The sequence below is a fragment of the Bradyrhizobium sp. SRL28 genome, assembly GCF_018596315.1.
In the GTDB taxonomy this organism is placed as follows: Bacteria; Pseudomonadota; Alphaproteobacteria; order Rhizobiales; family Xanthobacteraceae; genus Bradyrhizobium.
The window spans coordinates 1-12374 of sequence record NZ_JAHEAG010000086.1; the positions used below are offsets into that span (position 1 = coordinate 1).

Below are 12374 nucleotides of genomic sequence, written 5' to 3' on the forward strand. Positions count from 1 at the left end.
GTCTACGCCGCGAATGATGCGCTGAACATCATCAACCGTCCTTTCGGTGAAGAACCGATCCTTCCCAATGAATCGGAGCCTGACGACGCCGCGAAGGCAAGCCCGAAGTGGCCGTGATGGATCGCGCTCAGCTGTTGAGATTGGCGACAATGGCCGAAGCACCTGCACCGCCTAGAGCGCAGAAAATAGGTTCCCTACGCGTATCTTCATGGTCTTCGCTCATTTTAAATTCTTGCGCAATGAGCGTTGCATCGTCGATATCAATAATGCCATTCCTTGAAAGACGATCGATAGCTCTGTCAACAAGGTCTGCTGGCCTCGCAATTTCGGGGGCAAACTGATTTGGTTCTATAGCGTTCGTCCCCGTCCTTCGATCGATTGTCTCTTCTCAGAATGGGAAATTGCTTATCGACATGGATTTTCTGATTGAGGAAGATTTTGTGGAGCACAAGTGGCCGCATTCATGTGCAATCGTGAACCGCTGCCGATTTGGATGATTTAGTGAATTACTCCAATGATCGAAGTGTCGTTCTTTATGGAGATCGTACCCGAGATTTCATCATCGAGAGGGGAGAAGCGGAGCTGCGCGCCAAGATGGTGCGCCATCTTTTGGACAAGTACAGGCGCGCGCGAGATATCCAGCTCTCTAAGAATCTTTTGAGCTTCGTGCTTAGGATTTTTCGTGCGCGTGTTCATCTCAATCAGGCCTTTGAGGTCGTCCGGTTACGCGGCGCTTCTCAGCTTTGATCACCCCGACATATTTTCGGTTTCCGGGCCCTACCGTGCCATCAAAGACAAGCACCACACCGCCCGGGATGGTTTGCGAGAGCGTTTCGAGACGAGCGCCAGCATAGGAAGGCTGCTTGCGTTTGCGATCAACGTCCGTCTCAAAAACCCGTGAATCGAGATGCGGCTAACTTGCAAATTCTCAATAATCATTGCGCAATACTGCAACCAGAAGATGGAAGGTTTCGTCAACGCTCGCACTTGGCGTATATGAAGAAAACACGAACATGCTGTCAAGACCGCAGCTCACCCGAAACACGCCTGCTCTTCGCATTCACATGACAGAGTATCAGACATTCGTAAAATCATTAGCGAATCAGTACGATATGACACCATTGCATGAATTTTAAATGAGAAAACTTGCAGAATGGTCAGTTTTGACTTATACTCCAGGCTATGACGAAGCTCGATACCCTCAGAAGCTCGATACCCTCAAAAGGCACTTGAAGCCTGGCCAAGCCTATCGGCGCGCGGATCTGGCGCGCTGGTCGACCTCTGTCGATCGGCATCTCAAGCAGCTGGTTGAGAGCGGTACCCTCAAGAAGCTTTCGGGCGGGCTCTACGCCTATCCGAAGGAAACGGTGCTTGGGCCGGCTCCCGCTGCTGACAAGGAAGTCGTAAGCGCTTTTCTCAAGGACGATACATTTCTCCTGGCTTCGCCGAATGCCTACAACAGTCTGGGAGTGGGCACGACGCAGCTTTACGACAAGACCGTCGTCTACAACCACAAACGCCACGGGGAGTTTCAGTTAGGCAGCCGCAAGTTTGCGTTTCGCGTGAAGCCGCGCTTTCCAAAGTCGCTTACAAAGGAATTTCTCCTTGTTGACCTCGTCAACAACGTTGATCAGCTCGCGGAAGCCAAGGACGAGGTTCTCAAGCGGGTAATGCAACGCGCCGCGTCGTCCGACCGGCGGCGCTTGCGTCGCGCCGTCCGCGAGTATGGGAACGAGCGAACAAAGAAATTCTTCGAGCGTGCGCTAAGGGCGAGCGAATTGCATGCGGCGTGATTTCCTCCACAATCATCCTCAGTTTGCTGACCTGATCCGGATTGTGGCGGAAGGAAGGGCATTGATCCAGCTCTCGTCGAAAAGGACTACTGGATCATGCATTGCCTCTACGGGCTGCAGCAGCTCGGCTTCACATTCCAGCTGAAGGGTGGAACTTCCCTTTCGAAAGGACATCAGATCATCAATCGGTTTTCGGAGGACATTGATATTCATCGAACCTCCGGCCGACCGGGATGTGAAGACCGGCAAGAACCACAACAAGCCGCCGCATATTCAATCCAGAAAGGACTTCTTCGACTGGCTGGCCCAAACGATCAAGATCGACGGCATCACGAAGGTGGAGCGCGATACCGCGTTTGATGATGTGCCCGATTATCGGAACGCAGGAATCCGTCTGATTTACACGAGCATCGCTGAACCGATGGAAGGGCTGAGGGACGGCGCCCTGCTCGAGGCCGGCTTTGACAAGGTCGCGCCAAACACACCCGAGGATATCAGTTCCTGGCTTTATGACCGGGCCGTCGCCAGCAACGTCGACATCATCGATAACCGCGCCAACGCGGTGCCTTGCTATGATCCTAGCTACACATTCGTGGAAAAGCTGCAGACGATCTCGACCAAGTTTCGCAATCAGCAATCCGATGTCGGCGATCCGGTCGGGTTCATGCGGCACTACTATGATGTCTACGAACTGCTCCAACGTCCGGAGGTTCAGGAATTCATCGGCACGGAAGAATACAAGCAGCACAAACAAAAGCGATTTCGTCAGGGCGACAATCAGAACATCGCTGAGAACGAAGCTTTTCTTCTGAGCGACGCCGAAACGACGGCCCTGTATGCGAACGCTTATGACCGCAGTCGCGCTCTCTATTATGATGACCCACCCAGTTTCGAAGAAATAAAGACTGAGATCCAGGAGTGGATCGATAAGCTTTAGGCGGGAAATCAATCAAAAGAGACGGTTCGGCTTGTCGCATGAACTCAAGGCGAGAGTTGATTTACGGTACCAGCTTTTTCAACTGTTCAATGAGGCGATAGACCGAAGCCAGTGCAGCTAATGCTGTAGCTTTACTACATGCTTCGCCCGAGCGCAGTGCTCTACCGGGATGAATGAGGTTCCGCGCATCCATCGCAAGGCCCGCTTGGTGCTCGGTTCCCGCGTCGATCACACCATTTGAGACCGCACGATTGATCAAATCAGCGAGATGTAGCTGGTCCAGCGGTCGCTTCGGCGCAGTCGTAAGTGACACCTGCTTCAGGGCCCATAGGCGTGCGTGAATGAAATCGATGGTCGGCGTTGCCTCTGCTGTTTAATCAAGCGAGGCTCCGAGGGGATGCGCCCTTCTGGGGAACAACACTCAGCCAGACGATCCGATACAGTTCGTCGCTGCTCTCGCCCACGCGCGCCCCTTTATCAGCGAGCTTCGATTCGAACACCCTTCACTCCAATGTTGGCATTGACGCGCATCTCTCCCATACGCGATCAACGCCTTGGGCTGTGCACATTTGGTCATGATTTCCAAGCCTACAACCTGACGCAGCGTGAGTTTCAAGCTCTTTCTTTCGAGTGAGTGTTGCGCTGTCGTTACAGCAATTCCCGATGACGTTGCTAAGACGCGCGCGGCCCGGGGGCCATCTAAAGGAAAGAAACTGGAAATGAAGAACTTGTTGCTTGTGACTTGCAGCATCGTCGCGCTTAGCGCGGCCGCACCCGCATTCGGCGCGGATCTCGCTGCGCAGCCCGTCTATATGGCGCCGCCACCGCCGCAGGTCGCGGCCGCGATCTACGACTGGAGCGGTTTGTACATCGGTATCAACGGCGGTTGGGGCTTCAGCGATGCAACTGGTAGCACCGTGGGTGGCCAGATCGGCTATCGCCAGCAGATGGGCCAGGCGGTGTTTGGTATCGAAGGTCAGGGCAACTGGGCTGATTTCAGCGGCTCCAATGTCAGCACCATCTTCCCCCTCAATACTAACCGCAGCACGACCGACGCGTTCGGCCTGATCACCGGCCTGATCGGCTACACCTCCAACAACGTTCTGCTTTACGCCAAGGGCGGTGCTGCGGTGACGAGCAACACCCATCAGGTCACCTCAACCCTGACCGGCGCGCAGCTGGCGAGCACCGACAATACGCGTTTGGGCGCCGCGGTCGGCGCGGGTGTGGAAGTCGGCTTTGCGCCGAACTGGTCGGTCGGCGTCGAGTACGACCACCTGTTCATGCCGGACGCCAACGTGAGCTTCACCACGGCCGCTGGTGTGGTCGCGACCGATCGCATCCGTCAGGATTTCGATCTCCTGACCCTGCGGCTCAATTACAAGTTTAGCCCGCCGGTTCTCAAATACTGATCTCTTCGCGTTCAAACGGCGGATCGAAAGCCCCGGCCCTCGGGCCGGGGCTTTTTTCGAGCTATTCATCTGCCGCGGAACGTACTTCCGCGGACATTCGACCCCAGACCTACTTCCATTCTGCGGTCCGCAACGCACTGTTCAGCTTACGCATCTCACGTTTGGAAGCGCCGGATCGGCTTTCAGCCCGCTCACACGATCAGATTGCTAAGAGTATGGTACTACTTGTGCTCGACGTCTGGGTATTCTGCGGCCGCCGGTTGTGCAGAACGCTTGGTTCAATTGTCATTCCCCCTTGACCTTGGGCTCAACGCGCGGATACACGGCAAGAGAAACCCGTTTGTGTCTGTTGACGATTCAGGCCCAACCCGAGCCACTGTTTGCCTACATCAACAGCCAGGTCAGCGTCACCCTTTTTGGTCTTCTGGACTTGGTGCTATCAGACGCTTGTCATAGCTGCGCTTTCATCGGGCAGCTGATCGGGCACTTGGTTTCGTGTCCTGCTCCCATCCTGCTCCGCCTTTGCGATTCATGCATCGCAGACGCCCGAATGCCTGCGCCGCGTTCCTTTCAAAGAACGCGCAATGCCCGCTACGGTGGAAGAAGCATACTATCTGCCTAAAGAGGGCGGCGGCGTCGCGTCGGTACGCGTGGGCAATTTCGGATACTCAATCTTAGGCAGCTGCCCAGTCAGCGAAGAAACGCAACAATATCGTTCTTTTCCTTATCGCTAAGCTCGATGCCGAGCTGGGTTTCACCCATCACGCCAACCGCTTGCTTAAGGCTCCAAACCTGGCCTGAATGGAAGTATGGGGTCCGCAACGCGACGTTGCGCAACGGCGCGGCGCGGAAAACGTATTCGTCGCTGGCCGCCTTGGTGACCGCGTATCGGCCCTTGTCGGAGGCCGGAAGCAGGGTTGCGCCCGGCCTTTCGATCACGCCGAACGGGAAGTAATCCTGTCCACCGACGTTGATTCCGTTGTGACAAGAGGAGCACCCCGTTTGCATGAAGAGCTTCAATCCTGCCTTCTGCTGATCATTGAGAGCAGTCGTATCGCCTTCAAGGTACTGATCGAAAGGAGCAGCGGGTGTAATCAGAGTCGCTTCAAAGGCCTCGATCGCCTTCGCGAAGTTGTCAAAGATGACCGGCGACGCCTCGTTCGGGAACGCCTTCTTGAACATGACCACATAGTCACTCATCGAATTCAACGTATTGAGCACATGATCTGGGGTCGCGTTCATTTCGACACGCGCCTGCACGGGTCTACTAGCAACCGCCGTGCCAGTGGCGCTCGCAAGAGCTAAGCTGCTGATTTAGCCTTCAAAGCAACTGCGACTCAGCGGAGAATGTTAGGTGTCTTGAACCTGACAGAAACGTGCGGTGTCCGAAACGCGAAAGCCACGAACTAGCGGCGGCCGATTCGTGGGCGACCGGCGCAGGCCTTTTGTGATTATACCGATGCAGCATCCAACTCGCTGCTATTCCCAACGAGATTAGATCGTCATGCCATGAGAATCCTGCGAGCGGACGCCACACGCTCAGGTCAGTTACCAGTTGCCAGCGCTGGCGCCGCCGAGAATTCAATGAGATTGAGGCGAATCGCTTTTACGATGGCCTGGGTGCGGTTCGTCGTACCCAACTTGCGCATCACGTTCTTAATATGAAAATTGACTGTATTATCGCTGACCTTCAGGATCTTCCCAATTTCCCAAGACGATTTTCCCTCTGCCACCCAGCGCAGGCACTCTTTTTCGCGCTTAGTCAGGGTAAGTTTCCTGTCGCAGCTGCTATCCGAGGGCCGCACGATCTCCGCAAACGCGGTATGAAAGTGCCAGGCCAGTGTGTTGAGGTGACTCATACGATACTGAGGATCGGCGTCGTCGAACGGAGATGCAAAGGATACCACAGATACTCGGCCAAATGCCCCAAACAATGGCACGCTCATACCGTGCTTCAGACCTGCCTCTCTGGCCTCGTCCAGTACGCGCTGCTCGCCGGATTGCAGTTGATATTGCTTGGCGAGTTCGTCCCAGAGAAACGGCCCCGGAAGCATTGGTGTCCGCCGGACCACCGGGTCGATGACACGGTAGTTACGTTCAAAATAACGGTGGCACCAGTCAGGCGGGAAGTTCACGGTCACCGAGGGCGGTAGATACTCCGGTAGACGAGGCGGTTCCGCGAAGGTGAGTGCTCCATAAGCGACTTCACTGAAGCCCTCCTCGCTCGCACAGCTCACAAGAAGATCGAACAGCGCTTTAATAGAGCGCGTTTGCTTCGCGCATTCGATGAAGCTGAATAAGTCCATGTGGCGACTCACGAGGGCAGCCAAGAGGCCGCTATTGCGCCGTTCGATTGAGTGTTTTAAGCGGAATCTAGTTTTATTCCGCTCAGCGAAGCCCTTGCTCCGCTCTTCATCCAGCCTGAACACTCGCGCGCTGCGGCAAATGCTATTCCCAAATTCGTTGACCTCTCCCAGCAGGCGCCCAGAAGGGACAGGTCAATCGAAACCGTGGGCACGCCAATCAAGCAGCGGGGGTGGAGCGCCTCTCTCACTTAAGCTCGAACAGCACACCATAACCGTGGTACTGGTAGCTCCACGTTCTGTCGCCAGAGGGCTCGCCAACGAAGCGGTGGGTATCGCATTCGATGAAGCCGTCGAGGGCGATCTCCACGTCGCACTTGGCTTTCGGCTCGAAGCAAAGCGCGGGACCGGCTTTCACGAGCGAAAGAAGCTGCGGCAACGGCATTGTGCGCGCGCACCCCGATATGGGAACGAGCGAGATCGATGTGATTGCGGTTGTAGAACAGCTTCTCTTCGAGGCACACTGAGGGCTCGACATTCATGTTTCAGTCTCCGCAGTTGGTATCCACGATTAGAGCGCAAGGCTTCAGTCTCTCTTGTTTATGCATGATCTCCTTCGAAAACCGGTGGCCACTTTTCCGGATCGTGCAGCGGCACTGGGCGCGGGCGAATATTCGCAGCCGCAGCGCCTTCATGTCGAACTTGGCCATAGGTAACGCGGAGGCATGCCGGCTATCCCGGAGCCGACCACGATGGCGTCGAACCTTACCTCGATCGTGACAGCCTCCTCTAGCTCGCGATCTGAACGCACGAATGCGGCCGCAGACGCGCACGAAGGCGGCATCGGCGCCGCCAGCAGCCGGTTCGCGTCACTGCCACTATGGGCGAATTCGAAGATCGGCGCGTTCTTCTCGATGCTAATGGCGACGATCAGGGCTGCGCCCTTGACGCCGACCCGATGCTGGATCGCGCCGGAAATGCCGGCCGCGATAAAGAGCTTTGGCCGCATGATCTTGCCGGTGTGACCGATCTGCCGGGCGGAGGTGACCCAGCCCTTCTGCGCCAGCGGACCTGAGCAGCCATATTCGGCACTGAGGACAGCCGCGCGCTGACGCACCATTTGAAAATTTTCGGCCGATCGGAGCCCAAGACCCTCGGCGACCACGACATCGGCAGACGCGAGATTGACGTTTGCGGAATCGCAGTCCGGCACTAATGGAGTGCTGCTCCGCCTTGATGGTGGGTGCGCTGAGATCCGGGGCCCCCGTTCTGGCGACATAGGTGAGCTCCAGCAGGCCGGGCCGCTTGGTAATGCCGGGCTCGACCTTTGCGGTGTCGCCGTCGATTGTTTGCTTGTCACTGAAGGTGACATCAACCGGGCCATACTCCCTCCCAGTCTTGCGGATGCGGTCGCCAACGCATAGCTGCTCGCCAGTGTGCCGTCCTGACGAATACGCGGGTAATGACCGCACGATGTGGTCGGCGCCGAAGGTCAGTGCCTTGCGTAGGGCTCGGCGGCCATCGATGAGCACGGTTATCTCGCCGCCGCACTCGTCGCTTAGCTCCGGCACTGCTCGCAGCGCGAACAGATCTTAGATGTTGATTATGCCCGGCCTCCCGGTGGCGCATGGAGTTGTTGGCCACCGGGCGCACGCGGATCTGAGCGAAGTTGGAAACCTGCTTGCTGCAGACGATACCGTGCATGCGGTACTCCACAATTTCCGAGAACCTGGAATGAGAACAGCAAGGTTCGTACCAGTTGCATCGCTCGCGAGAATCAGGCGTGGAGACAATGCTTGAGAGAATTTGCGATCGATTGGGAACGATAGGCGATCGACGCAATTGCGACATGGTCGGAAATGCGACATCGCCGTTTGCAGCAGCCGCGACATTAGTTGATGTAGATCAAGAAGAGCGCGGCCTAAGACGGGACACGTTCTCCCCTCATCTGCGGTGAGAGCGGGTCGCGTACCACAAGGTGAGCGGCCGCGGTTCACGAGGACCAAAACCCTTGCCCCATTCGCCTTGGACAACACTTCGCATCGCCAGGAGCAGGTCGAGATGTCGGATCGTACTCGACCTCGAGCAGCGTAAGGAGTGCTGAGCTGATGAGGCTTGCCGATTGTCGAACGGGTGCGCTTTGATTTCTCTCGTGATTGTTAGGACTTTAGCCCCGACTCGCGCGGCATCCTATTGCGACTTGGAACACGTTGCGGCCCAGTCAACTACCAACGCTAGCAATTGATCGAGATGACAGAAGCATTACGGTTGGCTGCGGGATTTCCCGAGTGGCTTGCCTCGATCAAGAACTGGGCGAAGCACGCCCTGAATGTCCGGCCGGTCGAAGGCACCTGCAAGGAGTGGCATGCAAGATCAATCACAATCTTTTCTCGCTAACGGCCCTGATCGATGCGCTGACTCCTCACTTGCAGAAATGCTGCGCGCTGAGATTTGCTGCAACCGCGAGCTCTCCTTCCTCATGGAAGCTCATGATGCGCTCTCCGGCGCGATCGCCAAGCAGGCAGGCTTTAAAGGTCTATGGGCGTCGGGCCTGTCAATTGCCTGCTCTCTCGGCTACCGCGATGCCAACGAAGCGTCATGGAACCAACTCGTCGACGTAGTCGAGCGCATCGTGGACTCGACGGAGCTGCCCGTGCTCGTTGATGGCGATGGCGGCTTCGGGAATTTCAACAATGCGCGCCTCTTGGCGCGCAAACTCCGTCAGCGTGGCGCTGCCGGGATTGCGCTGGAGGACAGCTGTTTTCCGAAGATGAACTCGTTTGTTGGCGATCGGCATCCTCTAGCCGATATCGACGAATTTTCCGGCCGGCTGCGGGCAGTGAAAGATACAGTCGCGGACGACTTGGTCCTCGTGGCCCGGATCGAAGCGCTGATCGCCGGCCATGGAATGGACGAGGCAATTTTACGCGCTAGCGCTTACGCGGCCGCGGGAGCCGACGCGATCCTCATTCACTCGCGCAAGAGCACCGCGGACGAGATCCTCTCGTTTGCGAGTACCTGGCAGAACTGTCTGCCTGTCGTAATCGTTCCAACGAAATACTATCGAACACCGGTCTCTAAATATCGGGATGCCAGCATCTCCACAGTGAAGCCCACACGGCAGGACCGAAGGCGTTCGCTCTTTGAAAATTCGTGGTTCGGCGACTATTCGTGTGCCAAAAAGAGTGATGAGGGCTGAGCGTGTCTCGGACAGCGGAGCGGCAGGTCAGTTTTGCCGATTTTGAGCTGGTACGCCAGGGCCTGTGTCTTGAGCCGGTGCTGCAGACCATTTCCGATTTTCTGGACGACCAGAAGGACATGATCGAGCAGGTCCGCCGCGATCTGACGCGGGGTTTGAAGAAGGCCGAGACCGGTCGCAACGGCCTGACGCCACAACAGGTGTTGCGCTCGTTGGTTCTGATGCGGGTCAAGAACTGGAACTATCGCGAATTGCGCGAGCGGATTGCCGACGGATGCACACTGCGCCAGTTCACCGACTTCTATTGTCTGCCTGTGCCGAAGCACGACGCCTTCCAGCGCGGTTTCGTCCGTCTGACTCCGCAAACGCTGAAAGCGGTCAACGACTTGGTCGTTCAGGCGGCGGTCGAGCTCGGACTGGAGGACGGTGCGAAGCTGCGGGTCGACACCACGGTGGTGCAGACTGACATTCATCATCCGACCGACAACACTTTGTTGTGGGATGTGGTCCGCGTCGTTACACGCTTGGTCCGCCGTCTGGCCAAAGCGCTGGAACTGCGACGAATCAAGGGGTTTCGCGACCGCACACGTTCGGCGCGGCGGCGGATGTATGAGATCCAGCGCATGACGACGAGGCAGCGTCACGAGCAGCAGACCCGGACATACCGGGTGCTCATCGATATCGCCGAGGAGGTCGTCGGAAACGCGCGCGCGGGGCTGGAGAAGACCCGCACGATGCGCGGCAAGGACATGTTCGCCGACATGGCGATCGAGGAGCTGCGCAGACAGATCGCGCACTTCTGCCGGCTGGGAGATCGCGTCATCGATCAGGCACGTCGTCGTGTGCTCCGTGGTGAGCAGGTCGCCACCGACGAGAAGATCTATTCCATCTTCGAGCCCCATACCGACCTGATCAAGCGCGGCAAGGTGCGCACGCCTGTCGAGTTCGGCCACAAGGTCTTCCTCGCCGAAAGCGCGCAGGGGCTGATCACGCAATACGAGGTGCTGAAGGGCAACCCGCCTGATGAGATGCACGTGGCATCTTCCCTTCAGCGTCACAGACAGGCCTTTGGCCAAGCCCCGCAGCTGTATGGCTCGGATCGTGGCTTCTTCAGCGAGCAGAACCTCACCTCGTGCAAGCACGCCGGTGTGAAAGTGGTGTGCATTCCTCAGCGCGGCGGCGAGAGGACGGCACGACGGGAGGCATACGAGAAGAGCGCGGTCTTCAAGGATGGTCAGCGCTTTCGTGCCGGCATCGAGGGACGCATCTCCGTACTGTTTCGAGGCCGCGGCATGAAGCGCTGCCTCGCCGAGGGAGCTGACCGCTTCGAGCTGTGGGTCGGCGCCGCTGTGCTCGCCAACAATCTCATGAGGATCGCAGCACTGCTGGCGCGACCGTCACGCAAGCGAAAAGCTGCTTGATCGACACGACGGCCCGCCTCGGTCACTCAAAGTGGCCACGGCTCAGCACGTCCCAAGTTGACAAACAGCGCGCAACTCCGACCGCACCGAAAAAATCGCCCGTTACGAGCTTGCCGATCCCGGCATTCTCCGTCACTTGTGCCCAATCTATCGGCATAACTTGGATCGGAACCCCTAAGTTCAGCCGTTTCGCGACAGAAACTAGTCTAGGAGGCAAGAACATAGAATTTGAAGTGTCGAGATCTGAAGACCTATCCGAACCAATGCCGTCTCCCGCACATGATCACGGCCACAGGGCTTGCGCTTTCCACAAAGCGCCGTCTCCCCCGAAAGGCAGCCATATTTCCGTCTCCTGGGCTTTCTGACAAATGGCTCGCCACTGTCCATTATTCCGGGCACAATTCTCGTACTGGCGCTGTTCGGCTAAGCCACTTCAACGTCTCTGGGTCACCAGGTGGCCGTTTCATCGGCATTCCGACATAGCCCTACTTTTAGCCGGTAATCATCGTTTTCCATCCGCCTGTCCGGAGCAAGGATCTTCGACGTCGTTGACGACCACATTCTCGTCCTTGCCGTCTTGCATGTCAGTCCAATCCGGATGTCGAAAACATGGGGCGACGTACATCGTCCTATGTCTTTGATGTTCGATTGTCGATTGCGCTGATATTGCATTGATTGCGACCAGCTGTTGCGCCGCAATCCACTGCGATCGTCCTTGGCAAAGAGCGGCTTTGCAAGGCGATCTGATGGAATGGAGCGCCTCACCAGGCATTCGGCCGGTCAATGAAGGTCGGCAAGGAGGAGGTGGTCGGCGCCTTAGTCGCGCTCGATCGCTGGATCAATTTTCAGTCCGCAAAAGACGAACGCGACCGGTGGCTTTCGCGATTGAAGCGCATTGAGGCTCACCTCAGCTTGCTGCCAGCGTTACGACGGAAGTGCTGTCCTGGCCGGGTTCTGTGACAGCTATTCGGCTGACGGTCACCTGGGATGCGGTGTTATTCCGTTTAGTGCGGAAGACCTAAGGCTCGCACTCTTACAACAACGACCGCGGATCCTGATCCACGATTTTTTGTCCACGCCCCGATTTGGTTGTTCTACGGGTTCGAGGGCGAACTCGCTGGGCCTGGCGCAAAGCTCCTCTATCTCCCGGCCTACAGCCCCGACTTCAATCCGATCGAGAACGCCTTCTCCAAGTGCGCGTACCGAGCGATCGCGACCGGGCGTTCCGATTGATCACGACCGGCTGTACCGATTGATTGCGACCAGGCGTTCCGATTGATCGCGACCACCCATTCCGGGCGATCGCGAC

The 12374-nt window shown here is 57.1% G+C and carries 9 protein-coding genes and 4 pseudogenes; 8 read left to right on the forward strand and 5 right to left on the reverse strand.

What is annotated here, in order from left to right:
* Positions 1–388: 388 nt before the first annotated feature.
* Complete coding sequence (locus KIP88_RS48870) at positions 389–472, reverse strand: hypothetical protein (protein ID WP_374226602.1); 84 nt, start codon at positions 470–472, stop codon at positions 389–391.
* Between the two features lie 29 nt (positions 473–501).
* Here KIP88_RS48870 and KIP88_RS43890 point away from each other — a divergent pair, with 29 nt between their 5' ends.
* From KIP88_RS43890 to KIP88_RS43905, 5 genes and pseudogenes are all read left to right on the forward strand, one after another.
* Positions 502–747: a hypothetical protein gene (locus tag KIP88_RS43890; RefSeq protein ID WP_214494268.1), complete on the forward strand. Its 246-nt coding sequence runs from the start codon at positions 502–504 to the stop codon at positions 745–747.
* Positions 748–1229: 482 nt separating this feature from the next.
* On the forward strand, positions 1230–1793 hold the full coding sequence (locus KIP88_RS43895; protein WP_249791510.1) for a hypothetical protein: 564 nt from the start codon (positions 1230–1232) through the stop codon (positions 1791–1793).
* A 96-nt stretch (positions 1794–1889) separates the two neighbouring features.
* Positions 1890–1985: pseudogene (locus KIP88_RS48070) on the forward strand (nucleotidyl transferase AbiEii/AbiGii toxin family protein); the annotation flags it as partial.
* A 10-nt stretch (positions 1986–1995) separates the two neighbouring features.
* On the forward strand, positions 1996–2730 hold the full coding sequence (locus KIP88_RS43900; protein WP_283848589.1) for a nucleotidyl transferase AbiEii/AbiGii toxin family protein: 735 nt from the start codon (positions 1996–1998) through the stop codon (positions 2728–2730).
* A 719-nt stretch (positions 2731–3449) separates the two neighbouring features.
* Positions 3450–4142, forward strand: a complete 693-nt coding sequence (locus KIP88_RS43905) for an outer membrane protein (protein ID WP_057903015.1) — start codon at positions 3450–3452, stop codon at positions 4140–4142.
* 610 nt (positions 4143–4752) lie between these two features.
* Here KIP88_RS43905 and KIP88_RS43910 read toward each other — a convergent pair.
* From KIP88_RS43910 to KIP88_RS43925, 4 genes and pseudogenes are all read right to left on the reverse strand, one after another.
* Positions 4753–5420 (reverse strand): annotated as a pseudogene (locus KIP88_RS43910) (cytochrome-c peroxidase); the annotation flags it as partial.
* Positions 5421–5686: 266 nt separating this feature from the next.
* Positions 5687–6448, reverse strand: a complete 762-nt coding sequence (locus tag KIP88_RS43915; protein ID WP_214494269.1) for a LuxR family transcriptional regulator — start codon at positions 6446–6448, stop codon at positions 5687–5689.
* A 244-nt stretch (positions 6449–6692) separates the two neighbouring features.
* Positions 6693–6890, reverse strand: a complete 198-nt coding sequence (locus tag KIP88_RS43920) for a hypothetical protein (RefSeq protein ID WP_308163806.1) — start codon at positions 6888–6890, stop codon at positions 6693–6695.
* 344 nt (positions 6891–7234) lie between these two features.
* A pseudogene (locus KIP88_RS43925) lies at positions 7235–7658 on the reverse strand (electron transfer flavoprotein subunit alpha/FixB family protein); the annotation flags it as partial.
* Between the two features lie 1221 nt (positions 7659–8879).
* Here KIP88_RS43925 and KIP88_RS43930 point away from each other — a divergent pair.
* The 3 genes and pseudogenes from KIP88_RS43930 to KIP88_RS43940 all read left to right on the forward strand — a co-directional run.
* A complete protein-coding gene (locus KIP88_RS43930; RefSeq protein ID WP_214494272.1) occupies positions 8880–9644 on the forward strand; it encodes an isocitrate lyase/phosphoenolpyruvate mutase family protein in 765 nt (254 codons plus the stop codon).
* Between the two features lie 77 nt (positions 9645–9721).
* The gene (locus KIP88_RS43935) at positions 9722–11065 is read left to right on the forward strand and encodes an ISNCY family transposase (RefSeq protein ID WP_308163808.1); all 1344 of its coding nucleotides are present in this window, start codon (positions 9722–9724) and stop codon (positions 11063–11065) included.
* Between the two features lie 1125 nt (positions 11066–12190).
* Positions 12191–12298: pseudogene (locus tag KIP88_RS43940) on the forward strand (transposase); the annotation flags it as partial.
* Between the last annotated feature and the right edge of the window lie 76 nt (positions 12299–12374).